The 22,631-nt window shown below is 65.3% G+C and carries 25 protein-coding genes; 7 read left to right on the plus strand and 18 right to left on the minus strand.

Going from position 1 to position 22,631, the window contains the following annotated elements; translation table 11 throughout:
- Window positions 1-14: 14 nt before the first annotated feature.
- From ACVWZN_RS06810 to ACVWZN_RS06825, 4 genes are read right to left on the minus strand one after another with little or no spacing between them, the layout of a single operon-like run.
- Window positions 15-536, minus strand: a complete 522-nt coding sequence (locus ACVWZN_RS06810; protein WP_456953152.1) for a pilus assembly PilX family protein — start codon at window positions 534-536, stop codon at window positions 15-17.
- 2 nt (window positions 537-538) lie between these two features.
- The gene (locus ACVWZN_RS06815; RefSeq protein ID WP_456953153.1) at window positions 539-1,711 is read right to left on the minus strand and encodes a PilW family protein; all 1,173 of its coding nucleotides are present in this window, start codon (window positions 1,709-1,711) and stop codon (window positions 539-541) included.
- Window positions 1,708-2,202, minus strand: coding sequence for a type IV pilus modification protein PilV (gene pilV, locus ACVWZN_RS06820; RefSeq protein WP_456953154.1), 495 nt, complete (start codon window positions 2,200-2,202; stop codon window positions 1,708-1,710). Before pilV ends, ACVWZN_RS06815 begins: the two co-directional genes overlap by 4 nt.
- Complete coding sequence (locus ACVWZN_RS06825) at window positions 2,193-2,768, minus strand: GspH/FimT family pseudopilin (protein ID WP_456953155.1); 576 nt, start codon at window positions 2,766-2,768, stop codon at window positions 2,193-2,195. The genes pilV and ACVWZN_RS06825 overlap by 10 nt, the downstream gene beginning before the upstream one ends.
- A gap of 141 nt (window positions 2,769-2,909) precedes the next feature.
- On the opposite strand from ACVWZN_RS06825, the gene ACVWZN_RS06830 reads away from it, so the two are divergent.
- On the plus strand, window positions 2,910-3,926 hold the full coding sequence (locus ACVWZN_RS06830) for a sensor histidine kinase (protein WP_456953156.1): 1,017 nt from the start codon (window positions 2,910-2,912) through the stop codon (window positions 3,924-3,926).
- Here ACVWZN_RS06830 and ppnN read toward each other — a convergent pair.
- The 5 genes from ppnN to grxD all read right to left on the minus strand — a co-directional run bounded on the left by ppnN (window position 3,919) and on the right by grxD (window position 10,585).
- Window positions 3,919-5,313 (minus strand): nucleotide 5'-monophosphate nucleosidase PpnN, encoded by a 1,395-nt coding sequence (gene ppnN, locus ACVWZN_RS06835; RefSeq protein ID WP_456953157.1) that lies wholly within the window; start codon window positions 5,311-5,313, stop codon window positions 3,919-3,921. The genes ACVWZN_RS06830 and ppnN overlap by 8 nt on opposite strands.
- 111 nt (window positions 5,314-5,424) lie before the next feature.
- Window positions 5,425-8,784: a TonB-dependent receptor gene (locus tag ACVWZN_RS06840; RefSeq protein ID WP_456953158.1), complete on the minus strand. Its 3,360-nt coding sequence runs from the start codon at window positions 8,782-8,784 to the stop codon at window positions 5,425-5,427.
- A gap of 153 nt (window positions 8,785-8,937) precedes the next feature.
- Window positions 8,938-9,522, minus strand: coding sequence for a YhgN family NAAT transporter (locus tag ACVWZN_RS06845; protein ID WP_027083444.1), 585 nt, complete (start codon window positions 9,520-9,522; stop codon window positions 8,938-8,940).
- Complete coding sequence (locus tag ACVWZN_RS06850; RefSeq protein ID WP_456953159.1) at window positions 9,519-10,256, minus strand: SDR family NAD(P)-dependent oxidoreductase; 738 nt, start codon at window positions 10,254-10,256, stop codon at window positions 9,519-9,521. Before ACVWZN_RS06850 ends, ACVWZN_RS06845 begins: the two co-directional genes overlap by 4 nt.
- Before the next feature lie 8 nt (window positions 10,257-10,264).
- Window positions 10,265-10,585, minus strand: a complete 321-nt coding sequence (gene grxD / locus ACVWZN_RS06855; protein ID WP_456953160.1) for a Grx4 family monothiol glutaredoxin — start codon at window positions 10,583-10,585, stop codon at window positions 10,265-10,267.
- Between the two features lie 101 nt (window positions 10,586-10,686).
- Here grxD and ACVWZN_RS06860 point away from each other — a divergent pair, with 101 nt between their 5' ends.
- Window positions 10,687-11,265, plus strand: a complete 579-nt coding sequence (locus ACVWZN_RS06860) for a Fe-Mn family superoxide dismutase (RefSeq protein WP_027083441.1) — start codon at window positions 10,687-10,689, stop codon at window positions 11,263-11,265.
- A gap of 95 nt (window positions 11,266-11,360) precedes the next feature.
- Window positions 11,361-11,876, plus strand: a complete 516-nt coding sequence (locus ACVWZN_RS06865; RefSeq protein WP_456953161.1) for a hypothetical protein — start codon at window positions 11,361-11,363, stop codon at window positions 11,874-11,876.
- A gap of 9 nt (window positions 11,877-11,885) precedes the next feature.
- On the opposite strand, the gene ACVWZN_RS06870 is transcribed toward ACVWZN_RS06865, so the two are convergent.
- A complete protein-coding gene (locus tag ACVWZN_RS06870; RefSeq protein ID WP_456953162.1) occupies window positions 11,886-13,031 on the minus strand; it encodes a 5-(carboxyamino)imidazole ribonucleotide synthase in 1,146 nt (381 codons plus the stop codon).
- Window positions 13,028-13,534 (minus strand): 5-(carboxyamino)imidazole ribonucleotide mutase, encoded by a 507-nt coding sequence (purE, locus tag ACVWZN_RS06875; protein WP_456953163.1) that lies wholly within the window; start codon window positions 13,532-13,534, stop codon window positions 13,028-13,030. Before purE ends, ACVWZN_RS06870 begins: the two co-directional genes overlap by 4 nt.
- Window positions 13,535-13,589: 55 nt before the next feature.
- Here purE and ACVWZN_RS06880 point away from each other — a divergent pair, with 55 nt between their 5' ends.
- Window positions 13,590-13,856, plus strand: a complete 267-nt coding sequence (locus ACVWZN_RS06880; protein ID WP_456953164.1) for a Trm112 family protein — start codon at window positions 13,590-13,592, stop codon at window positions 13,854-13,856.
- Entirely contained in the window at window positions 13,853-14,719 is an 867-nt protein-coding gene (gene nadC / locus ACVWZN_RS06885; protein ID WP_456953165.1) for a carboxylating nicotinate-nucleotide diphosphorylase, read from the plus strand. Before ACVWZN_RS06880 ends, nadC begins: the two co-directional genes overlap by 4 nt.
- Here the strand turns inward: nadC and ACVWZN_RS06890 are convergent.
- On the minus strand, window positions 14,716-15,480 hold the full coding sequence (locus ACVWZN_RS06890; protein WP_456953166.1) for an FHA domain-containing protein: 765 nt from the start codon (window positions 15,478-15,480) through the stop codon (window positions 14,716-14,718). The genes nadC and ACVWZN_RS06890 overlap by 4 nt on opposite strands.
- Window positions 15,481-15,547: 67 nt before the next feature.
- On the opposite strand from ACVWZN_RS06890, the gene ACVWZN_RS06895 reads away from it, so the two are divergent.
- Window positions 15,548-15,889, plus strand: a complete 342-nt coding sequence (locus ACVWZN_RS06895) for a DUF3301 domain-containing protein (RefSeq protein ID WP_036142092.1) — start codon at window positions 15,548-15,550, stop codon at window positions 15,887-15,889.
- A gap of 9 nt (window positions 15,890-15,898) precedes the next feature.
- Here ACVWZN_RS06895 and ACVWZN_RS06900 read toward each other — a convergent pair whose 3' ends face one another.
- The 6 genes from ACVWZN_RS06900 to ACVWZN_RS06925 form a co-directional block, all read right to left on the minus strand.
- Complete coding sequence (locus tag ACVWZN_RS06900; protein WP_456953167.1) at window positions 15,899-16,393, minus strand: ClpXP protease specificity-enhancing factor; 495 nt, start codon at window positions 16,391-16,393, stop codon at window positions 15,899-15,901.
- Window positions 16,394-16,498: 105 nt separating this feature from the next.
- Complete coding sequence (locus ACVWZN_RS06905; protein ID WP_027083433.1) at window positions 16,499-17,134, minus strand: glutathione S-transferase N-terminal domain-containing protein; 636 nt, start codon at window positions 17,132-17,134, stop codon at window positions 16,499-16,501.
- A gap of 121 nt (window positions 17,135-17,255) precedes the next feature.
- A complete protein-coding gene (locus tag ACVWZN_RS06910; protein ID WP_456954730.1) occupies window positions 17,256-17,942 on the minus strand; it encodes a cytochrome c1 in 687 nt (228 codons plus the stop codon).
- A gap of 100 nt (window positions 17,943-18,042) precedes the next feature.
- A complete protein-coding gene (locus ACVWZN_RS06915) occupies window positions 18,043-19,281 on the minus strand; it encodes a cytochrome b (RefSeq protein WP_027083431.1) in 1,239 nt (412 codons plus the stop codon).
- 52 nt (window positions 19,282-19,333) lie between these two features.
- Window positions 19,334-19,966 carry a ubiquinol-cytochrome c reductase iron-sulfur subunit gene (petA, locus tag ACVWZN_RS06920; RefSeq protein WP_456953168.1) on the minus strand — a complete coding sequence of 211 codons (633 nt, stop codon included), beginning with the start codon at window positions 19,964-19,966 and terminating at the stop codon, window positions 19,334-19,336.
- Window positions 19,967-20,176: 210 nt separating this feature from the next.
- A complete protein-coding gene (locus tag ACVWZN_RS06925) occupies window positions 20,177-21,076 on the minus strand; it encodes a lytic transglycosylase domain-containing protein (protein WP_456953169.1) in 900 nt (299 codons plus the stop codon).
- A gap of 146 nt (window positions 21,077-21,222) precedes the next feature.
- Between ACVWZN_RS06925 and miaB the strand changes: the two genes are divergently transcribed.
- Window positions 21,223-22,623 (plus strand): tRNA (N6-isopentenyl adenosine(37)-C2)-methylthiotransferase MiaB, encoded by a 1,401-nt coding sequence (gene miaB / locus ACVWZN_RS06930; RefSeq protein WP_456953170.1) that lies wholly within the window; start codon window positions 21,223-21,225, stop codon window positions 22,621-22,623.
- The last annotated feature ends 8 nt before the right edge of the window (window positions 22,624-22,631 follow it).

Raw genomic sequence — 22,631 nt, forward strand, 5'->3', positions numbered from 1 at the left:
GGCTGCAGACCGCCTCAAGGCATGAAAATCGTGTCGACGGCCGAATCGGCGGTCGGGTTGGCGTTCGTCTTATCGTCGGTCGCGTACGCGGTGATTTCGTAGACCGGGTTCGGGTCGCCACCGCGCTCGGCCTCGCGCCCCATCGCCAGGCTCGACTGGCCTGAGATGCACTTGCCGATCGATCGCATGTTGATCGAGTTGGTCGCCGGTGCATTCATTGCCATTCCCTTGGCCCAGGTGGTTGCATCGAAACTCGTTTGGCAGAGCTCTTCCACCTGAGTGGATGCCGGGGCGCACGCACTCGTCGCACGATTGACCTTCGCATCGAGGTAGCACTCGGCAGTGCGAGCGACCTCTTCAGCGTTCTGGAACGCGATATTGGTATTGACGTAGTTGGACGACATCTTTTCCTGCATCGCCGCGACTTGCATGCCCGAGATCCCGAGCAGCGCGATGATGACCAGCATGATCAGCGCGATGTACAGCACCGCACCGCGTTGATGCCTGCGTGTTGCGATGGAGGGTGTCTTTCGCATGGTCAGTTCGTGCTCGCGAGGCGGTTACGCAAGGCGACCGTCGCATCGTAGAACGCGCGGTAGCGACGATCGGTCGGGCGCGTGACGGTTACGCCAACGACCTGCAGGTTGGCTTTGGTCGTTGCGTTTGCATCGGCAGCGGAGGAGGCGTCCGGGCTTGCGGCAACCACGCCGATTCGCACCTGCCCTACCCGGCGCCAGTCCGGCTCCGTCGTAAGCGTGCTGGCGACGTCCTGGAATCCGATGTGGCCGGTCGGGCGCGTGACGTCGGTCGATTGATCGCGCCCGTAGACCAGCTGGATGGTCTCGATGCCCTCTACCAGCTCTTCCGGCGCAATTCCCGTACCAGGCACCGCGGTGCCGTTGACTGCGGGCGTGAACCGCGCCCGGAAGAGAGAGCGTTGGCCGTTCGCGCCATTGGCGACGTAATAGGCGACAGCCTCTGCGCGGTAAAGCACCGTCTGGCCAGCAGGGCTCGCCGTATACCGGCTTCCGAAGTCGATCGCGCTCGTGTTGAGCACGCCGGCGCCCGTTGTCACCGTACCGCTCGAAACAGCCTTTGCTTCGAAGATGTCCGCATTCGTGCAGTCTGCGACACCGAACAATGCCGGGCTGGCAACGCCGTTCTGGGTGAGTACTGACCACTTCGTCGAATCAACCGAAAGCGTGACGTCGGTACCTGACGTGCCGAAACTCGTTACCGGAATCCCTTCCGGGGTCAGGTACCGCAGAACAATGACATCGCTTCCGGGCACGGGAGCAGGCGTCAAAGTCGTGAGCCACGATGGCAGCGATGGGGACCAACCGGCGGCCGGAGACGCGAGATTCAGAGTGCCCGCGGCGCCGGTGCCCGTGGCCTCATAACCTTCGATGGAACGATTGAAATCAAGCGCCCCGCCCGTGGCGAAGTGCGAGTTCAGCTCCCCCGTATTCATGAGGCGGAACTGATCGTTGACGCACCCGTAGTGGCCCACCATGCGCAAGTCACGCTGCAGTGCATCGACGGCGAACCGAGCGTTTTCCTGCACTCGGCTCATCCCTTCGACCATGGCATACGAGGTGCGCGACGCCGAGAACACCTGCACGATGCCGATGGTGAGAATCGCGCCGATAAGCAGCGCCACCATGAGCTCGATAAGCGAAAAACCGCGTGGCCGTGCGTGATGTGGCGTCACAATTGCGTCCCCAGACTTACTTGGCCGGTCTTCAACGCACCGGTCTTGCGCGACGCATTGGCTTCCCAACGCTGATCATCCCAATTGATGGTCACGGTGGCTTGGCCGTTGGTATACGTGACATTCGCCGATGCGCCGTCGCCCAGCGTCAGGCGCACGCGACACTGCCAATCCGTAACACGCGTCGCGATCGTCACCGTGCCGGTGGGCGGGGCGCAGGCTGTTGGCGCCGTGCCGGAAGCGAAGGACGCGTCCGTGAACTGGGCTGCCAGCAAGCGGTTCGCACGCATCTGGTCGAGGAGGTCGTATGCCAGGTTGATGGCCTGCGTGCGGTAGTTGGAACTCTCCGCGAAACGCATGCCCATTGTCTGCATCAACGCGAACCCGAGCAGGCCGATCGCCATGATCAGCACCGCGACCATTACTTCGATCAGGCTGAAGCCCCGGCTAGCGCGCCGAGCGCCACTACGGTGTCGACGGTTCAAAGACATGCGGCGAGGCTCCCGCTCTTGCGCACCTGACCGGTGGGATTGATGAGGAGAGTCCGGCGCAAAGCCTGCGAACCACAGCTATCGGGCTGAAGAATTATCGTCTGGGCCGTATTGGTCAGGCGTCCGCGCGCATCGAAGCGCACCGCAGTCGCACCTGACGGACCAGTGATCGTCACCTTCGGATTGCCCTGCACGTAACGCAAAGCAGTGTCGGTACCCGCACCGTCGTAGGTCCCGTTGCCATTCACGTCCGACCAGACCAACCAGCCCGTGGTCCAGTCAGTTCCGGTAGAACAGGATGAACCGTCCGTACTGGCGCAAACGCCCGAACCACGCGTGTTGCGAATAGCCTCGGCACGCGCCAGCGCCATCGCGCCCAGCACCTGGTTCGTCGTCGTCGCCAGCCGATTCGAGCGCATCACTCCTTGGAAGTTAGGAAATGCGATCGCGGCGAGAATCGCCATCACCCCGACGGCCACCATGAGTTCGATCAGCGTAAAGCCGGACTCGCGCTTCGGTCTGGCTGTATGGTTCCGCATGACATCCCCTTTCCTTCTGTTGGACATGCTAGAGCCGTCTCCGTCCACGGCAAGAACTTCGAGACCGGCGGTCGCATTCCCGGTATGAGCGAGGCGTCATTGAACCCTGACCAATCCAGAGCGCGTGCAACCGGGCACTTGGACCGTGATGCGCGACACGAAAATGCCTTGCCGCTTCTCTGGCGCGATAGCCGAACGTTGCTGGCAGTGATGGTGGCTGGCGAGTTCCTCGCGGCGATCCTCACCCTCGCCCTCGAGACCCCGAACATGCTCGACCGGTTCGCGGTGGTGTCGCTCGCAACGCAAGTCGTCGTGTTGCTGACCGTGATCTTGCTATACGCGGCGCGTACTCGCCTCGCGCGCCTGCCGTCGTCCAGCGCTGCCTACGTGGCCTTCTGCCTGATGCTGGCGACGACCGTTGCCGTCGCGGTTGTCACCCGATATGTCTTCGAGCCGGTCGTGCAGCTCTCGCCCACCGCATGGCATTCGCTAGTCTGGAGGTCGGTGGGCATCGTCGCGATTGCAGGATCGCTTGGCCTCTTGAGCCTTCAGAACCATTGGCGGCTCAAGGAACTGGCGCTGGAAACGAAACAGGCGCAACTGGAGTCACTCAAGGCGAGGGTCCATCCGCACTTCCTGTTCAATACGCTCAATACCGCGATCGCGCTTGTCCATCAGGCACCGGACAAGGCGGAGTCCGTGCTTCTCGGCCTGTCCGAACTAGTGCGAATGGCGCTCGCCAAGCCGCAAGTCGTCGAACTGCGTGACGAGATCGAGGTGACGCGTGCCTATCTCGATATCGAATCGCTACGTTTCGGCGACCGCCTGCGCGTCAACTGGTCGCTACCTCCGGACCTGCCGCGCGTAAAGGTACCCGCGTTGTCGCTGCAGCCGTTGGTCGAGAACGCGATCCACCACAGCGTCGAGCGCGTCGAACGCGGCGGGACAATCGACATCGCGCTCGAATCGGATCCCGAGTGGATCGTGATCCGTGTGCGCAGCCCGCTCGTGCTCGGCAAGGAGCGATCGACGCCGGGGCACGGCGTCGGTGTGCGCGCCGCGCAGGCGCGCGTCGATGCGCTTACGAACGGAACCGGACGCATCGAGACGCAGACGGTCGGCGAGCACTACGTCGCGACCGTCCGCCTGCCCCGCCCTCGCCCCGCCAACGCGTTGATCAGGTGACGACGCGATAGCACGGCCGATAGTCACCCGCGATCTTCATGCGGTGCTGCTGCACGAAGCCACGCAGCAACTCGTCGAGTGCCTGCATGATGTCGACGTCACCGTGGATTTCGAACGGGCCGAATTCCTCGACGCGACGGATGCCGTCTTCCTTGACGTTGCCGGCGACGATGCCGGAAAACGCGCGACGGAGGTCGGCGGCGAGTTCGTGCGGCTTGCGACCGTGGTGCAGGTCGAGCGCGGCCATCGCTTCGTGCGTCGGCACGAACGGTTGCTGGAACGCGAGCGGGATGTCGACCGACCAGTTGAAGAAGAACGAATCGCGATGCGCGATGCGATGCTCGCGCACCTTGCGCATCGCGCGGCTCATGCGCCTGCCGACTTCGGCCGGGTCGCCGACGATGATTTCGTAACGCGACGTCGCCGCTTCACCGAGCGTGAGGCGCAGGAACTGGTCGATCTGCTCGAAGTACGGCGCGGACGCGGTCGGGCCGGTCAGGATCAGCGGGAACGGCAGGTCCTGGTTTTCCTCGCGCAGCAGGATGCCGAGGATGTACAGAATCTCCTCCGCCGTGCCGACGCCACCCGGGAACACGATGATGCCGTGCGCCATGCGGACGAACGCTTCGAGACGCTTCTCGATGTCCGGCATGATCACCAGGTGGTTGACGATCGGGTTCGGCGACTCGGCGGCGATGATGCCGGGCTCGGTGATGCCGATGTAACGCATGCGACGACGACGCTGCTTGGCGTGTGCGATCGTCGCACCCTTCATCGGCCCCTTCATCGCACCCGGGCCACAGCCCGTGCAGATGTCGATGCCGTGCAGGCCCAGCTCGTAGCCGACCTGCTTGGTGTAGAGATACTCGTCGCGATTGATCGAGTGGCCGCCCCAGCACACGACGAGATTCGGGTCACCCGGGTGCAGCACGCGCGCGTTGCGCAGCAGGCCGAACACGGCGTCAGTGATGCCATCACTGCTTTCGAGGTCGCGGTTGCAGTCGTTGCCGAGTTCGATCGCGGTGTAGGCGAGATCGCGCACGACCGCGGCGAGCAATTCGGCGACACCCTGGATGAGTTCGCCTTCGACGAATGCCATCGCCGGCGCCTTGACCAGGTCGATGCGGACGCCGCGATCTTGCTGCTGCACCTGGATGTCGAAATCCGGATACAGCTCGCGCGCGGCGCGCGGGTCGTCGCTCGTGCTGCCACTGGTGAGCACGGCCAGCGCGCAGCGGCGCAGCAGTTCGTGCATGCCACCACTGGACGCGTCGCGCAGGCGTGCGACTTCGGTGCGGGACAGGATGTCGAGACCGTTGCGCGGATAGATCCGCGCATCGACGGTCGGGAGGATGACGGTGCTGGGTGCTTCGATCACTGCGTTCATTCCGCTTGCGTTCTTTTCGTCTGATTAGTGCGCGGACTCTAGCGCACGCGCCGTTTTCACAAAAGAAAACGGCCGGGCGAGCCCGGCCGTTTTCGGTGACGCTGGAGTCGCTTAGAACTTGTAACGCAGGGTCAGCAGGACCGACCAGCGCTGCGACGGGGTGAAGCTCTCGTTCGGGGCAAGGGCCTGCGGCGCGTAGTTGCCGTTGGCGTCCTTGTACTTCGAGATGTCGTAGACGTACTTGCCGTTAGGACCGACGCCGGCCGAATCCGCCAGCACGCGCTCAAGCGGGAAGTTGGCACGGTATTCCACGCCCCACTTGTTGTTGAGCATATTGAGGAAATTGAACACGTCGAGGCGGACTTCGCCCTTGTGGCCCTTCATGAAGCCCGGGATTTCCTGCGAGAACGACAGGTCGAGCTGGTTCACCCACGGAGCGCGCGCCTCGTTGCGCTGGAAAATCTCACCCTGGAAGCGGGCGAGTTCCGGATGCGCAGCGATATAAGCCCAGAACGAGTTGATCAGCTGGGCGCTCGCCGCCGCATTCGCCGGCGTGGTCGTGTTGTTGGTCGTCGTAGCCCAGTTGATGTCCCCCGGACCCGACGGCACGTACGCAAGATCGTGGAAGTACGAGTCACCGTTGACGTCGTTGCCGAAGATCCAGCTGTACGGCGCGCCGTTGTGACCGTCGTACAACGCCGTGAAGCTCGTGTTGTACGCACCGAAGAAGCGGTGCTGCCACGTGGCCTGCGCGAGGACGCGGTTCGGGATCTCGTAGTTCGACGTGCCCAGGTAGTCGTCGTTCGGGTTGATCCAGTCGCGGTTCTGGAAGCTGCTGTTCGCGACGCTGGAGGCGCCCGGGTTGACGTCCTTCGCCTGCGTCCAGGTGTACGCGATCGACGCTGCCCAATCGTTCGCCATCGGCTTGCGCAGCGAGAACGTCACGCTGTCCGAGCTGCCCTTATCCGTATTGGTCAGCAGGATCATGGCCTGACCGAACGACGGGTTCGCATTGACGCGGTTCGTGTTGGCACCGCCGGGGGCAAGGGTCGTCGATCGCGAGTAGTTCAGACGACCGTCCGGGAGAACGCCGTTCGACGCGCCCAGGTTGATGTTCTGGTACAGGATGCCCTTGATCGTGTCGAGGTGCTGCCACTCGGTCGTCGCGACCGTGCCACCGAACCACGGGAACGTGTGGTCGATACCAAGCGTGTACTTCGCAACCGTCGGGATCTGGAAGCTCGGATCGACGATCGAGAGGCTCATCTGCGACGTACCAAGGCCCGGCAGCGTACGGCCACCCGGGATCGGCTGGTTGCCGGCATCCGGGCTGAAAGCCGGGTCGCCTGGCAGCAGCACTGCACGGTTGACGTCATAGCTCGCGACGGCAACGCCGTTGTTCGAGTACGGATTAGCTACCCAAACGGCCGGCGTATTCGAAACGAACACACCAGCGCCGCCACGCAGCTGCGTGTTGTCGTCGATCTGGTAATTGAACGACGCTCGCGGCTGGAGCACCGAGTTACCGTCGATCGTGCCCTGGTTGGAATAACCGTAGCCACCGCTCGAACCCTGGCCGTTGACGCCAGCCGCGGGACGCAGGCCGCACACCGCGGGCGAGCCCTGCGGGCCCTGCGCACCCGGCTGTGCCGCGAAGCACGGGTTGTACGTCGGCAGCGGGCTGACCTGCGGGATGTCGTAACGCAGGCCGTACTGCACCGACAGCTTGTCGTTTGCCTGCCACGTGTCCTGCAGGAAGAGCCCGTACTGCGTCATCACGAACCGCGCGGCAACGTTATCGAGCGTGTAGCCCGGCGCCGGCGTGTTGAGCTGGTAACGGCGGTAGACGCCGCTCTGGAACTTCGCAATCGAATTGAACGCGTACGAACCGTTCGCGGCCTGCAGGAACAGGTTGTAGAAGTCGTCGCGCTGATAGTCGACGCCGCCCTTGATCACGTGATCACCGGCGTACCAGGTACCGGCGAAGTAGCCGTTCCAGGTCTTGACCGCGAGCACGTTGGCCTGCGAGGAGAACTCGGTGCCGAAACGGACTGCCGGACCGGTGTCCGCGTCACCGACGCGAACGGTAACTTCCGGCTGGGCACCGCCCACGAGCGGCTCGCGGTTCTGCGTGAACTCGTTGTAGCCGACCGAGGCTTCCGTCGAGAAGTTGCTAGTCCAGTCGTCGTAGAGGCTGAGCGCGTAGCTGGTGTTCTTCTTGTCCAGCACGTACCAGTTGCTCGACAGAGGCAGCGTCGGGTTCGCACCCGTCGTGGTCGCGGCCGTAATGATCGGCTCGATTTCCTTCGTCTGGCTCAGACGCAGGCTGGCGCGGTGCTGCTCGTTGATGTTCCAGTCGAACTTGACGAGCGCGCGCTTGCTGTCCGTGTCGACGTTCGACGCGGTCAGGTCGCCCGGCGTCAGGCCCTTGGCCTTAGCGGCCGCGATGATCTGGTCGACCTGCGCCTGGGTGATGCCCGGAACCTTCAGCGTGGCATTGGAGTCCGACGGACCGAACGGTGCGCCCGGGCTCGTCTTCTTGCTTTCTTCGTAACTCGCGAAGAAGAACAGCGTGTCCTTGATGATCGGGCCGCCGAGGGTGGCGCCAATCGTCGTGTCCTTGGTGAAACCGGTCCACTTCGCGCCGGACTGGTTCTCACCAATCATGTTGTCGGCGTTCTGGTAGACGTAGTAGACCGAACCGTGGAAGTCGTTCGTGCCGCTCTTGGTGACGGCGTTGACCCACGCGCCGACGCCACGACGCGTTGCGACGTCGAAGTTGGCGGTCGAGATGTTGTAGCTCTCGATCGCATCCTGCGAGATCGGCGTGCCCTTGGTCGGCAGGCCGTTGTCGTTCAGGCCGAACGGGTCGCCCGCCTGGATGGTGTCGATCGTGATGCTGTTGTAGCGGAAGTTCTGGCCGGCGGCCGAGAACGCGCCACGGTCGCGGTCGGTGACGACGATGCGGGGATCGGCACGCACGACGTTCTGGATCGAGCGATCCGGAGCCGGCATACGGTCGAGGTCACGACGCGACAGGTTGGTGCTGATGCCCTTCATGTCAGCGCCGAAGTACTGCGACGTGGCCTTGCCCTTGACGACGACGGAGCCGAGCTGCACGTCGTTCTGCGTCAGGTGCAGGTCCACATCGGCAACCTGGTCGAGGCCGAGATAAACGCCTTCCTGGTGTGCCGTGTTTCCGGAGTTGTTGATCGTGATCGTGTACGGCCCGCCGACGCGCAGGCCGCGCGCGTTGTAGCGACCGTTCGCGTCCGTGGTCGCGTGGCTGACCGTGCCCGATTCAACGTGCACGATCGTGACGTCGGCACCACCGACGGGGCGGCCGCCAGCATCGGTGACGACACCGCCGATACCGGCGGACGTGCTCTGCGCGAAAGCGTTGGCGGCGGCAAGGGCGGTGAACAGGCCAAGCGTGAGCTTGGACAGCCGCAGGCGGCTGGCATGGGTCATACGTGAAACCTCGATGGACACGGCAGACGGGAGTGGCACGCCCCGGACTCCCCGTCCGGATCGTGGTTAACATCAGATTAACACGCTAGAAGGCTTTCGTGACAGGCACGTGACGGGACGTCGGTCGCGCCCGCTGACAGGCGGCTGAAGGCTTCAGCGCAGGTAGGCCGAGAGTCCGTCAAGGAACATCTGGACGGAAATCGCGACGAGCAGCATGCCCATCAGCCGCTCGATCGCCGTCAGCACCCGCTTGCCCAAGAAGCGGTAGAGGACGGTCGCGCAGGCCAAGATGGCGGCGGTGCCGGCCCAAGCAATCAGCAGCGCGATGCTCCAGTCCTTGAGGCGACCGGGCTCGTTGCTGCCCATCAGCATCACTGCCGCCATTCCCGACGGGCCGGCGATCAAGGGGATGGCCATCGGCACGATGAAGGGCTCGCCATCCGGGATCTCGCCCATCAGGCCTTCCGGCGGCGGGAAGATCATGCGGATGCCGATCAGGAACAGCACGATGCCGCCTGCGATCGATACGGACTCCTGCCGCAGGTGCATCAGCTCGAGGCCGTACTTGCCGCCCCACAGGAATGCGAACAGCACTCCGAGCGCGATGACCAGCTCGCGGGCGAGCACCGCGCGCTGCCGGTGCGGCGCGAGCGGACGCAGAAGGCTCAGGAACACTGGAATGTTCCCGAGCGGATCGAGGATCAGGAACAGCAGCAGCGCGGCCGACGCGATGGTCATGCGGTGGCGAGTTCAGCGGCGGTGGGCGCCCAGACGCTTCCGCGATGGCTGCGCCCGGTAGCCGACAGCAGTTCGACCGCCGCCGGCGCATACGCCGACGGGTCGACCGCCTGGCGATCGGTTTCTTCCACCCATGCCCGCGCGCGTAACGTCGTGCGCATCGGGCCGGGCATGAGTCCCGAGACCCGCACGGTGCTGTTCGCCAGCTCCGCATCGAGGATCTGCACGACGCCCTGCAGTCCGAACTGCGACACGCCGTAGCCGCCCCAGTACGCCGCGCCGACACGCTCCGGCGAGTCGAGCGTAAACACGACCGATGCGTCGTCCGCCTTCGCCAGCAGCGGAAGCAGCGCCTGCGTCAGCCACCACGGCGCGGTCAGCCCGACATGCAGCGAGCGCGCGAAATCAGCGGGATCGGCGTGGACGACCGGCGTCAGGCCACGGAACTCGGCGGCGCAGTGGACGATGCCATCGAGGCGACCGACGCCCAACTCGAGCGACTCCGCCAGCTGCGCGTAGTCGTCGGGCGATGCACCCTCGAGATCCAGCGGATAGATCGCCGGCTCGATGCCCATTGCAGCAATCCGGTCATAAAGCCGGTTGAGACGCGGCACCTTGTGACCGAGCAGCACCACCGTCGCACCCGCCTGCGCGCATGCGACCGCGACGGCGCTGCCGAAGCCGCCGTGCGCACCGGTGACGAGGACGACGCGCCCGTCGAGCGCGCGGGACACCGACTCGCTCACGAAGCCTGAGTCTCGCTGACGATGCGCGCGAGCTCGCCGGATTCCAGAAGCTCCAGCGTGATGTCACAGCCGCCGATCAGCTCGCCATTGATGAAGAGCTGCGGGAACGTCGGCCAGTTCGAAAGGCGCGGCAGGTTCGCGCGCACTTCCGGGTCTTCGAGCACGTTGATCGTGTGCAGTTCCGTCGCGCCGGCGTTGCGCAGCGCCTGCACCGTCTGGCTCGAAAAGCCGCACATGGGAAATTGCGGCGTGCCCTTCATGAAAAGGACGACGGGGTGGCGGTCGATCTCGGCCTGGATGCGCTCCATGATGTTCATGGGCTTTCTCCTGTGCATTGCACCGCCGCGACGGATCGCGACGGCATCGTGGGGATAGAATGGGAAATTGTACGCCTCCCGTCCCCACAAGGAGTTGCCGAATGGCCATTGAACTGCCTCCCCTGCCCTACGACCGCGCCGCGCTCGAGCCGCACATGTCGGCCGAAACGCTCGACTTCCATTACGGCAAGCACCACAAGGCGTACGTCGACAACGCCAACAAGATGATCGAGGGCACCGAGTTCGCGGACATGCCGCTGGTCGACATCATCCGCCGTGCGCAGGGCGCGTTGTTCAACAACGTCGCGCAGGTGTGGAACCACACGTTCTTCTGGAACTGCATGAAGCCCAACGGCGGCGGCGAGCCGACCGGCAAGCTGGCCGATGCCATCAACCTTGCGTTCGGCGACTTCGCGACGTTCAAGGAAGAATTCGCCAAGACCTGCGTCGGCACGTTCGGTTCGGGCTGGGGCTGGCTCGTGCAGCGTCCGGATGGTTCGCTCGCGCTGGTGAGCACGTCGAACGCGAACACGCCGATCACCGGCGAAGACACGCCGCTGCTGACGTGCGACGTGTGGGAACACGCGTACTACATCGACTACCGCAACGCGCGTCCGAAGTTCGTCGAGGCGTTCTGGAACCTCGTCAACTGGGACTTCGTGGCGTCGAACATGAAGTGATTCGCGCATAGCGGATCAACGAACGGCCGGGGCGACCCGGCCGTTCGCATTTCTGCGGTCTGCGCTAGGCTTGGCGTCTCCAGGGGGAGATACCAATGACCGCGACACCCGCTATGCCGGGGTACGTGCCGTACCTCATCGCCGCCACCGTCGGCTTCAGCATCTATCGCCGCATCCGCAGCCATTTCGGACGCCAGCCATGGCGACCGAAGCGCACGATTGCACGCGTCGTCCTGCTTTCGATATTCCTCGCAGCGCTCGCCCTGCTCGCCGCGTTTCGGCCGGCGGAAGACTGGGGCATCGCGGTAGGCGCGGCCGTCGGTGGCGTGCTTGGCGTCGTTGCGCTGCGTCTGATGCGAATCGACATGCAGGGCGGACAACCCGGCTACACGCCGAATCCGTGGATCGGCGCCGCGCTGTCCGGTCTGTTGGTCGGACGCATGGCCTGGCGTTTCGCGTCGGGTGGTTTCACGACGCCGCAAACGTCCAGCCCGTTGACGCTCGCGATCGCCGCGACCGTGCTGACGTTCTACGTGGTGCAGGGCATCGGGCTAATGCAGCGCATGAAGCGCGTCGTCGCGATGCCGGAAACGGTCGCGAGCGCCGGCTGAGCGATCGGCTCAGCCGTTCGAAAGCCGCTCGATCACGGGCGCGACCTGCGCGTTGCGTCCCGACCTCTCGCCGACGCGTGCAAGCGCCTCGGCGAGTTCGCTCGGAGCATCCGCACGCAGCGTTGCATGCCCGACCTTGCGACCTTCGCGTGGCTCCTTGCCGTAGTCGTGCCAGTGACCGCCGGCTTCTTCGAGAACCGGCGCCGCGTCCGGCATCTCGCCGACCCAGTTGAGCATGCAGGCGACGCCGACCATGCGCGTGTCGCCGAGCGGCAGACCCAGCACCGCACGCAGATGATTTTGGAACTGCGACGTCTCGCTGCCCTCGATCGTCCAGTGCCCCGAGTTGTGCACGCGCGGCGCGAGTTCGTTGGCGAGCAGCACGCCACCCTGAGCGAACAGTTCGAGCGCGAACACGCCAACGTAATCGAGCGCTTCGGCGAGGCGACGCGCGTGATCGCAGGCGAGTGCCTGTGTTGCGTCATCCGCGGTTGCAGGCGCAAGGCTTGCCGACAGCACGCCGTCGACGTGCCAGTTCTCCGTGAGTGGCCACGCGCGAAACTCGCCATCGCGACCGCGCACGGCGACCACAGACAGCTCGCGCTCGAAATGCACGAAGCCTTCGAGGATCAGTCCGACCTTCGACGCCTGCGCGCCAAGCGCTGCCCATGCCGCATCGACATCATCCGCGCTGCGAATGCGGAACTGTCCCTTCCCGTCGTAACCAAGACGACGCGTCTTGAGGATGCACGGCGTGCCGATGTCGGCGATCGCAGCGCGAAGTTCGTCCAGCGTATCGACCGGTGCGAACGGTGGCACCGGAATGCCGAGTTCGCTGAACAAGGTCTTTTCGGCGAGCCGGTCCTGCGCGATAGACAGCGCGCGCGGGTTCGGGAATACGTCGACGCGACCGGTCAGCCAACGCGCGGACTCAGCCGGCACGTTCTCGAAGTCGAACGTCGCGACATCCACGCGCGACGCGAACTCGGCGAGCGCCGCCTCGTCGCGATAGTCACCGACCACCATCGGCGCGAACTGCCCGGCGCAGGCGTCGGCGACGTTGTCCATCACCAGGAAACGCAGGCCGAGCGGCGCGCCCGCGAGCGCGAGCATGCGCGCCAGCTGGCCACCGCCGAGAATGCCGACGGTCGTCATTTGCGCGGGTCGTCGTGCTGCATGACGTCGGCCGTCTGCTTCGCACGGAATGCATTGAGCTTCGCCGCGATGTCCGGCATGTCGGAGGCGAGCATCGCCGCAGCGAACAACGCTGCATTCGACGCGCCCGCATTGCCGATCGCAAACGTCGCAACGGGAATACCCGCCGGCATCTGCACGATCGACAGCAGCGAATCCATGCCGTTCAGCGCCTTCGACTGCACCGGCACACCGAGCACGGGCACGGCCGTCTTCGACGCGAGCATGCCCGGCAGATGCGCCGCACCGCCGGCGCCCGCGATGATCGCGCGCAGGCCGCGGTCGCGCGCGGTCGCGGCGTAGTCGAAAAGCACGTCCGGCGTGCGGTGGGCGGAGACGACGCGCACTTCGTGCGGCACGCCCAGCTCCTCGAGCTTCGCGGCCGCGTGCTGCATCGTTTCCCAGTCCGAACGCGACCCCATCACGATGCCGACCACGGCGGCGGGCGGTTGCACGGCGGCCATACGTCCCCTTCCAGGCAAAGACGTATTCTAAACGGCCCACCCGCGATTCCCTGCCATGGACCGCAAGCTGCTCGACCTTCTGGCCTGCCCGACCACCCGACAGCCGCTGCGCCCGGCCGATGCCCGCGTGCTGCACGACCTCAACGCCGCGATCGCCGGCGGCGGCGTGAAGCGCGGCGACGGCAACCCGCAGGCCACGTCCGTCGATGCGGCGCTCGTCACCGCGGACGGCCGCCTCGCCTATCGCATCGACGACGGCATCCCGGTGCTGCTTGCCGAAGAATCGCTCGACCTCACGACCTGCGGCATCACCACCGCATGATCGGCGTGGAAGCGCCGCCGGCCGCGGCGATCGAGGCCGACGTCCGCCGCGCGCTCGACGAAGACGTCGGCAGTGGCGACGTCACGTCTGCACTGTTGCCTGACGTCGCTGATACCGCCTACCTGCTGTGCAAGGAAGTGGCGGTCGTGTGCGGGCGTCCGTGGTTCGATGCCTGCCATCGTACGATCGACCCGGACGTCGTCATCGCGTGGCACGTTGCCGAAGGCGACCGCGTGCGCGCGGGCACGCTGCTCGCGACCTTGCAGGGCCGTGCACGCGCACTGGTCACGGCCGAGCGCGCGTCGCTGAACTTCATGCAGACGCTGTCGGCGACCGCGACCGTGACCGCCGCGCATGTTGATGCAGTCGCCGGCACGCGCGCGAAGATTCTCGATACGCGCAAGACGATTCCGGGGCTGCGGCTCGCGCAGAAATACGCCGTACGCGTCGGCGGCGGCACCAATCACCGCCTGGGTCTGTACGACGCGGTGATGCTCAAGGAAAACCACATCCGCGCCGCGGGTTCGATCGCCGACGCGGTGCGCAATGCACGCGAACACTCGCCGTCGCTGCCGGTGATCGTCGAAGTGGAAACGCTCGACCAGCTGCGCGAAGCACTCGAGACAGGTTGCGCCCGCATTCTCATCGACGACTTCGATGCGGACATGCGCCGCGAAGCCGTGCGCATCGCGAACGGTCGGATTCCGCTGGAAGTCTCAGGCGGCGTCGACCTCGCCGGCCTGCGCGCGATCGCCGAGGACGGCGTCGACTGCATTTCCATCGGCGGACTGACCAAGCACGTCCGCGCGATCGATCTGTCGCTCAAGCTCGGCCGCAAGCCGGCCGGAGCGGAACGCGGTTAAAGCGCAACGACGATCGCCGCGGCGAGCAGCGCCATACCGATCGCGAGACCCCACATCAGGCGCGGGTCCATGCGCGCCGACGGCTCTTCCTCGTGCGTTTCGTTCTCCGACGGCACCGTCGACAGCACGCGGAAGCGCAGCGTGTCGAAACCGATCTCGTCACCGACCTTCGCTTCGCCGCTGAGGATGCGCTTGCCGTTGAGGAACGTGCCATTCGTGGACCCGAGGTCCTCTATCTGCACACTGTCATCGGTCGGAACCAGGCGCGCATGGGCGCGCGAGATCCCGTTCTCATCGAACCGCAGGGTCGATTCCGGGGCGCGGCCGACGGTATTCGTCGCTGCCAACGCGAAGCTGCGGCCGAACAAATGGCCGGACATGCCGCGCAGCACGAACTTCGGTAGCGCGGCGCGCACCGTCGTCGCGAACAGATCGTCATTGGCGGAAGGCGCGCTTGCGCCCGGACGCGCAGCGGCGACGTTTTCCATGCCGGTCAGGCGGGCTTCGAAACGGTCAAACGACACGCGATCGCCATCGCGCAGCGCGATCAGCCCGCGCACCGGCGAGCCATTGACGGTAACCGGCGCATCGACCGGAACGTCGAGCATCACGCCGTTGGCGGTGACATGCAGCTGGCAGTGCCGCGGCTGGACGCCGGGGCGGTCGAGCACGATGTTGGCGTCGGGCGCGGAACCCACGCTGTTGACGCCTGGTTGCAGGATGACCTGCGGGTGTTCGCCACCCGGAAATACGAGTTTCATGCCGTGATCGCCCCCTCGATCCTTGGCGGCTCTTGCTCAGATCCGCTGCCGCCGCCACAGTAACAAAATGCCTTCAATGATCGTGATGATGCTCTTCACGGCCGCTGCGTTCGCGTTCTGGAACGCCGGGCGCGCCGCAGCCGAGCGTGCACGCGACCTCGGTCGCGATGCCTGCCGCGCTGCGCGCGTGCAATGGCTCGACGATTCCGTGCATGTCATCGGCATCCGTCCGCGTCGCCTTGAGAGCGGAAAGCTCGGATGGGAACGCACGTTCCGTTTCGACTATTCGCTCGACGGCGCCGACCGCCATCAGGGGCGGCTCGTGCTGCGGGGCGATCGGCTCGTCAGCTTCGCCGGCCCGCCGACGCCGGAACCGCTCGCGTTCCCGCCGCGTACGCCGACGAACTGATCGATCGCCTTACTTGACGATTCGCAGATGCCCGCGACGTGGCGGCGTCGGCGGTTCGTGGTCGCCATCGTCACCCTGATCGCTCGGGCTTTCATCGCCGCTATCGGGCACGAGTTCCAGCGTTGGACCGCTCTCGCCGAGCGTGCCGGCGGGAAGGCCGGTCGCGCCGTTTTCATCCGATTCCGGCGGGAGCGCCATGCCCTGCCCGTTCTCGCGCGCATAGATCGCAAGCACCGCACCGACGGGCACCGACACCGAGTGACTCACGCCGCCGAAGCGCGCACTGAAACGGATGAGGTCGTTGGTCATCTCGAGACCGGCCACGGCACGCTGCGCGACGTTGAGCACGATGCGCCCGTCGTTGATCGCGTGTTTCGGCACGTGGACATCTGGACGAGTCGCGTCGACCAGCAGATGCGGGGTCAGGCCGTTGTCGCCAATCCACTCGTACAGCGCACGCAGCAGGTACGGACGATGGCTCGTCATCTCGAATTCGTCGCTCATCGGGGAAGTGTAAGCGACGGCGTGAGGCGCTTGGCCGTGACGCAGTGCCCGCCACAACGACGAAGCCCGCCGGTTGGCGGGCTTCGTTCGCAGCGATAGGTGGCGTCAGGCCGGCATGTCGCGGAGCTTGCGCTCCTGTTCCGTCAGGCTCCGGGTGAACCCGGGGTTTCGGAAGATGCGGTTGCCGTAATCCTCGATGACCTTGCCGTCCTTCGGCAGCGGCACGCCCAGCGCCGGCAGGCGCCAGATGATCGGCGCCATCGCGCAGTCGGCGAGGCTCATCTCGGGATTGAGGAAGAACTTGCTCGCCTTGAACAGCGGCACTGACGCGGTGAGCAGTTCCTTCAGGCGCTTGCGGCCGGCTTCCTGCTGGGCCTTGTTGCCGAGCTGGATGGCCTGCACCTGCGGCACCCAGTCGTGCTCGAGACGCAGCATCGCGAGGCGCAGCCGTGCACGCGACAACGGATCGACCGGCATCAGCGGCGGGTGCGGATAGCGCTCGTCGAGGTATTCGCTGACAACGCTGGCCGCATAGAGCACGAGATCGCGCTCGACCAGCGTCGGAACGGACTGGTACGGGTTGAGGTCGACCAGATCCTCGGGAGGATTCTGCGGATCGACCGGGATCAGGTCGTACGTCACGCCCTTGGCCGCGAGCACAAGGCGCACGCGATGGCAGAGGACGCAGTCGGTGGAGGAAAACAGGGTCAGGGTATTACGCATACGTGGACTCGCCGCCATCGTCGACCTCGATCGACCGGAAACCGCCGGCCGTACGGCGCCGCCCACCCCGTGCGGGCGGTCGCCAACGGTCCCGAGTCACGGCGATGCAGTGTCCTTGTCCCCGACACCGCGGCCGCGATCAGTGCTCGACGTCGCGCCAGTATTCCTTCTTCAGGAGCCAGGCGAGGAACGTCAGCAATGCCAGGAACAGCACCACCCAGACGCCAAGAGACTGGCGCTTGATGGCCGCGGGTTCGCCGGCGTACTCGAGAAAAGTTGTTATGTCGCGCGCGGCGCGGTCGAAGCCCTGAGCGTCGAGCGTACCCGGCTCGGTCACCTTCAGGCCGAGCACCGGGCGCTCACCCGTCGCGTCAGGCTTGCCGAGGTTCGCGTGCTGCAGGCCCTGCAGCTGCCAAAGCGGGTTCGGCATCGACACGTTCGGGAAGACCGTGTTGTTCCAGCCGACCGGGCGCGACTCGTCCAGATAGAAGGACTTGAGGTACGTGTAGACCCAGTTCGAGCCACGCACGCGCGCGATCAACGAAAGATCCGGCGGCTGCTTGCCGAACCAGTCCTTCGACTCGGGCGGCATCGCGACGTCGATCTGCTCGCCGAACTTCGCGCCGGTGAAGTTGAGGTTCTGCTGCACCTCGGCTTCGGTCAGACCGAGGTCTTCGGCCATGCGCGAGTAGCGCAGGTACTTCAGCGAGTGGCAGCCCGAGCAGTAGTTCATGAACAGCTGGGCGCCACGCTGCAGCGAGGCCTGGTCGGTGATATCGGTGCCGGCCGACTGGAGGTTGCCCTCTTCTTCGGCGAACAGCGGCATCGACACCGCGAGGCCGAGCACGAGCGTCGCAAGCGATCGCAGAACTCGCATCTTCTTGGATCCGGCAGGCTGGTGGGAGGCGGACGGGCGAAGGGACGGATTAGTCATGCGTCGTCACCCGATCCGGCACCGGCTTCGTCTTGTCGATGCGGGTCCAGATCGGCATCGTGATGAAAAACATGAAGTAGAAGAACGTCAGCACGCGGCCCACGTAGGTCTCGTTGATGTCCGTGCCGGGGCCCGAACCGATCTTGCCCAGCCACAGGAAGCTGAAGGCGAACAGGCCGAGCATGACCCGGGCCAACACGCCGCGATAGCGGATCGACTTGACGCGGCTCTTGTCGAGCCACGGCACGAGGAACAGCATCACGATCGCGCCGAACATCACCATCACGCCGGCCAGCTTGTTCGGCACCACGCGGAGCATCGCGTAGTACGGCGTGAAGTACCACGTGGGCTTGATGTGGCTCGGCGTCACGAGGCGATTCGCCTCGGTGAAGTTGTCGTGCTCGAGGAACAGCCCGCCCACGGTCGGCTCGAAGAAGATGATGAACGCAGCGATCATCAGGAAGAACCCGACGCCGACCATGTCCTTGACCGTGTAATACGGGTGGAACGGGATGCCATCGGTGGGCGCGGTCGGCGACCAGCGATTGCCCTTCGGGCCGTACTTGATCTCCACGCCGTCCGGATTGTTCGAGCCGACTTCATGCAGCGCGCCCAGGTGCAGCGCGACGAGCAGGAGCAGCACCAGCGGAAGCGCGATCACGTGCAGCGCGAAGAAGCGGTTGAGCGTGGCGTCGGACGGCAGGTAGTCGCCCATGATCCATTCGGTCAAGCCGTTGCCGATGACCGGAATCGCGCCGAACAGCGAAATGATGACCTTCGCGCCCCAGAACGACATCTGGCCCCACGGCAGCACGTAGCCCATGAAGGCTTCTGCCATGAGCACGAGGTAGATCACCATGCCGAGCACCCAGACCAGCTCGCGCGGCTTCTTGTACGAGCCGTACATGAGGCCGCGGAACATGTGCAGGTAGACGACGATGAAGAACAGCGAGGCGCCGGTGCTGTGCATGTACCGGATCAGCCAGCCCCACTCGACGTCCCGCATGATGTACTCGACCGACGCGAACGCCTGCGCGGCGTCGGTCTTGAAGTGCATCGTCAGGAAGATGCCGGTGACGATCTGGTTGACCAGCACCAGCAGCGCCAGCGAACCGAAGTAGTACCAGACGTTGAAGTTCTTCGGAGCGAAGTACTCCGACATGTGCTTCTTGTACGCCTCGCTCGCGCCCGGGGCGCGATCGTGGAACCAGTTGACGAGGCCGTTGATCATGCCGGTCGCCGGGTCGTTAGGCGCCTGCTTGGTGTCGTTCTTCGTCGCCATGTCAGGCGGCTCCCTTCGGATCGACGCCGATCACGATGCTGTTGTCGTTCGCGAAATAGTGCGGCGGCACGGCGAGGTTCTTCGGCGCCGGAACGCCCTGGAACACGCGGCCCGACATATCGAAACGCGACTTGTGGCACGGGCAGAAGTAGCCGCCCTTCCATTCCGGATCGAACGGCTCGGGGCGGATCTCGGCCTTCATCTCGGGCGAGCAGCCCAGATGCGTGCAGAGGCCGACGAGCACTGAAATCTCCGGCTTGATCGAGCGGTAGTGCACGTCGCCCTTCAGCACGTACTTCGGCTGCTGGTCGACGTCTTCGGACTTCGGATCGCGCAAGCGGTTGTCGAGCGTCGGCAGCGCCTTGAGGATGTCCTGCGAGCGACGGACGATCCAGATCGGCTGGCCGCGCCACTCGACGATCATGCGCTGGCCGAGCGGCAGGCCGCTGATGTCGGCCGTGATCGGCGCACCGGCGAGCTTCGCCCGCGCGCTCGGATTCCACGACTTGATGAACGGCACTGCGGCAAAGCCCGCACCCACCGCGCCGACGACTGCGGTCGTCGCGGTAAGGAACCGGCGACGGCCGAGGTTGACCGGCTCGTGCATGGGCTCGTTGACCCCTTCGTTGGCCATCCGGCACTCCGAAAACTGATTCGACGTGGGTCGTGCGCGAGGGAACGCGCGACGACTGATAAAGACGCGGAAGTGTAACGGAACGGTGAACGGGCCGACAATCGGCTAGACGCGCTCCGACGATGACGGCGGGCGCAAATCGCGCTGCCCAGAACGCGAAAAGGCCAACCGGTCGCCCGGCTGGCCTTTCGATTTAGTCCGACCGGCGACTCAGCGCAGGATCGGCGAGCTGCGGTAGCGATCGGCCAGCAGGGCCACGCGCTGCACGTAGCGCTGGGTCTCGCTGTAGGGCGGCACGCCGCCGTACTTGTCGACCGCGCCCTCGCCCGCGTTGTAGCCGGCGGCGGCAAGGCGGACGTCGCCATTGAAGCGCTTGAGCAGGAACGCGAGGTACTGCACGCCGCCGCGGATGTTCTGGCCCGGATCGAAGGCGTTGCCGACGCCGAAGCGGCGGGCGGTCGCCGGCATCAGCTGCATCAGGCCCTGGGCACCGACGCGGGACAGCGCGTTCGGGTTGAACGCCGACTCCGCATGGATGATCGCGCGGACGACCGACTCCTCGACCCCGTACTGCTGGGCTGCCGAGGCGATCTCGTCGCGGTAGGCGTCGGGCTTCAGGCGCAGCGTGGAGAAGTTGACGCCCGGAGCCGCGGCGCACGCGAAGCACGTCTCCATATAGCTGTAGCTGATCGTGCGCACGGCGCCTGCATTGGCGACACCGACCGGGCGACGGCTGGAGTAATGACGTACGCCGTCCTGCATGTACGAATAGATCTGGCCCTGCACCAGGCGCGACGGCGGAGCGGCTGGCGCCGGAGCGCTCGAGACCGGCACCGTCAGCGTGGCAGGCGTCGACACCGCGGGCAGCGAGCCCGACGCGGGCGAACCGGCGACGAGATTGACCGGCGTCACCGCACCCTGCGCAGGCGCATAGGAACGCGCGGCGCGGCGGTTCGTGTAACGGCTCACGACCTCGCACTGCGCGCCCGAAAGCCGCTTGCTCGAGTAGCTGCGGATGCCGTTGGCGTCGCAGCGATAGACCGTACCGGCGATCGCGGGAGCGACGCCAGCGAGGCCGGCAATGAACAGAAGTGCAGTGAGCTTCTTCATGGGGTCATCATTCCCCGTTCGCAGAACTTTCACAAGCCCTTGATCGGACTCGAATTGTTGATCTGCGGATGCGGTCACCCGGCGTGTTGCGCCGCGGTAAACTGGAGCGGCCGGCCCGGAATAACCGCCGCCCTTCCCGGAATCCCATGACTGACCTGACGCCCCCCGTCGCCGACCCGGCGACGCTTCCTGCGGCTGCACCGCGCGGCAAGCTTTTCATCGAAACCCATGGTTGCCAGATGAACGAGTACGATTCGGCGAAGATGGCCGACGTTCTCGCGGCATCCGAAGGGCTCGAACTCACGATGGACCCGGCCGAGGCCGACGTCATCCTGGTCAACACCTGCTCGATCCGCGAGAAAGCGCAGGAAAAGGTGTTCAGCCAGCTCGGCCGTTGGCGTGCGCTCAAGCAGGGCGGCAAGCCGGTCCTGATCGGCGTCGGCGGCTGCGTGGCCAGCCAGGAGGGCGACGCCATCGTCAAACGCGCGCCGTACGTGGACCTGGTGTTCGGCCCGCAGACCCTGCATCGCCTGCCCCAGCTGATCGAGGCGCGCCGCGAGTCCGGCAAGCCGCAGGTCGACATCAGCTTCCCCGAGATCGAAAAGTTCGACCGCCTGCCCGAGCCGCGCGCGCACGGGCCGAGCGCGTTCGTCTCGATCATGGAGGGCTGCTCGAAATACTGCTCGTTCTGCGTGGTGCCCTACACGCGCGGTGAGGAGGTCAGCCGGCCGTTCGAGGACGTGCTGGTCGAGGTCGCCAAGCTCGCCTCGCAGGGCGTGCGCGAGATCAACCTGCTCGGCCAGAACGTCAACGCGTATCGCGGGCCGTATGGCGACGGGCAGATCGCGGATCTCGGCCTGCTGATCCGCACGATCGCCGAGATCGACGGCGTCGATCGCATCCGCTTCACCACCTCGCATCCCCTCGAGTTTTCCGACTCGCTGGTCGAGGCGTACCGCGACGTACCGCAGCTCGCGAACTACCTGCACCTGCCCGTGCAATCGGGTTCGGACCGCATCCTCGCGGCGATGAAGCGCGGTTACACGTCACTGGAGTTCAAGCAGAAGATCCGCAAGCTGCGCGCGGTGCGGCCGGACATCTCGATCTCGTCGGACTTCATCGTCGGCTTCCCGGGCGAGACCGATGCGGATTTCGAGAAGACGATGAAGCTGATCGAGGACGTCGGCTTCGATCAGTCGTTCTCTTTCATCTATTCGCGTCGCCCGGGCACGCCCGCGGCGAACCTCGAGGACGACGTGTCGAGCGAGGTCAAGCACGCGCGGCTGTCGCGTCTGCAGGCGACGATCAATGCGAATTCGAAGCGTATTTCGGAGTCGATGGTCGGCAGCGTGCAGCGCATCCTCGTCGAAGGCCCGTCGCGTAAGGATCCGAACGAGCTGACCGGCAAGACGGAGAACATGCGCTCGGTGAATTTCGCCGCGCCGCCGCGCCTGGTCGGTCAGTTCGTCGACGTCGTGATCACCGAGGCGTTCAGCAATTCGCTGCGCGGACGCGTGGTGACGCAGGACGAAGCGGTTCCGGCGTAAGCGACGAC

It is taken from the genome of Lysobacter sp. HA35, from assembly GCF_054061195.1.

What these genes read in the sequence shown, in the direction of transcription:
- ACVWZN_RS06845 (WP_027083444.1), bottom strand. Translation starts at nt 9,522, where the DNA reads ATGACCATCGCGTCGGCCGCGCTGCTGCTGTTCCTGATCCTCGATCCG.
- ACVWZN_RS06890 (WP_456953166.1), bottom strand. Translation starts at nt 15,480, where the DNA reads ATGAAACTCGTATTTCCGGGTGGCGAACACCCGCAGGTCATCCTGCAA.
- ACVWZN_RS06910 (WP_456954730.1), bottom strand. Translation starts at nt 17,942, where the DNA reads ATGCCGCTGTTCGCCGAAGAAGAGGGCAACCTCCAGTCGGCCGGCACC.
- ACVWZN_RS06810 (WP_456953152.1), bottom strand. Translation starts at nt 536, where the DNA reads ATGCGAAAGACACCCTCCATCGCAACACGCAGGCATCAACGCGGTGCG.
- ACVWZN_RS06925 (WP_456953169.1), bottom strand. Translation starts at nt 21,076, where the DNA reads ATGAAGAAGCTCACTGCACTTCTGTTCATTGCCGGCCTCGCTGGCGTC.
- ACVWZN_RS06880 (WP_456953164.1), top strand. Translation starts at nt 13,590, where the DNA reads ATGGACCGCAAGCTGCTCGACCTTCTGGCCTGCCCGACCACCCGACAG.
- ppnN (WP_456953157.1), bottom strand. Translation starts at nt 5,313, where the DNA reads ATGAACGCAGTGATCGAAGCACCCAGCACCGTCATCCTCCCGACCGTC.
- ACVWZN_RS06900 (WP_456953167.1), bottom strand. Translation starts at nt 16,393, where the DNA reads ATGAGCGACGAATTCGAGATGACGAGCCATCGTCCGTACCTGCTGCGT.
- ACVWZN_RS06895 (WP_036142092.1), top strand. Translation starts at nt 15,548, where the DNA reads ATGCCTTCAATGATCGTGATGATGCTCTTCACGGCCGCTGCGTTCGCG.
- grxD (WP_456953160.1), bottom strand. Translation starts at nt 10,585, where the DNA reads ATGAACATCATGGAGCGCATCCAGGCCGAGATCGACCGCCACCCCGTC.
- purE (WP_456953163.1), bottom strand. Translation starts at nt 13,534, where the DNA reads ATGGCCGCCGTGCAACCGCCCGCCGCCGTGGTCGGCATCGTGATGGGG.
- petA (WP_456953168.1), bottom strand. Translation starts at nt 19,966, where the DNA reads ATGGCCAACGAAGGGGTCAACGAGCCCATGCACGAGCCGGTCAACCTC.
- ACVWZN_RS06860 (WP_027083441.1), top strand. Translation starts at nt 10,687, where the DNA reads ATGGCCATTGAACTGCCTCCCCTGCCCTACGACCGCGCCGCGCTCGAG.
- pilV (WP_456953154.1), bottom strand. Translation starts at nt 2,202, where the DNA reads ATGTCTTTGAACCGTCGACACCGTAGTGGCGCTCGGCGCGCTAGCCGG.
- ACVWZN_RS06840 (WP_456953158.1), bottom strand. Translation starts at nt 8,784, where the DNA reads ATGACCCATGCCAGCCGCCTGCGGCTGTCCAAGCTCACGCTTGGCCTG.
- ACVWZN_RS06825 (WP_456953155.1), bottom strand. Translation starts at nt 2,768, where the DNA reads ATGTCCAACAGAAGGAAAGGGGATGTCATGCGGAACCATACAGCCAGA.
- nadC (WP_456953165.1), top strand. Translation starts at nt 13,853, where the DNA reads ATGATCGGCGTGGAAGCGCCGCCGGCCGCGGCGATCGAGGCCGACGTC.
- ACVWZN_RS06865 (WP_456953161.1), top strand. Translation starts at nt 11,361, where the DNA reads ATGACCGCGACACCCGCTATGCCGGGGTACGTGCCGTACCTCATCGCC.
- ACVWZN_RS06915 (WP_027083431.1), bottom strand. Translation starts at nt 19,281, where the DNA reads ATGATCAACGGCCTCGTCAACTGGTTCCACGATCGCGCCCCGGGCGCG.
- ACVWZN_RS06870 (WP_456953162.1), bottom strand. Translation starts at nt 13,031, where the DNA reads ATGACGACCGTCGGCATTCTCGGCGGTGGCCAGCTGGCGCGCATGCTC.
- miaB (WP_456953170.1), top strand. Translation starts at nt 21,223, where the DNA reads ATGACTGACCTGACGCCCCCCGTCGCCGACCCGGCGACGCTTCCTGCG.
- ACVWZN_RS06905 (WP_027083433.1), bottom strand. Translation starts at nt 17,134, where the DNA reads ATGGCGGCGAGTCCACGTATGCGTAATACCCTGACCCTGTTTTCCTCC.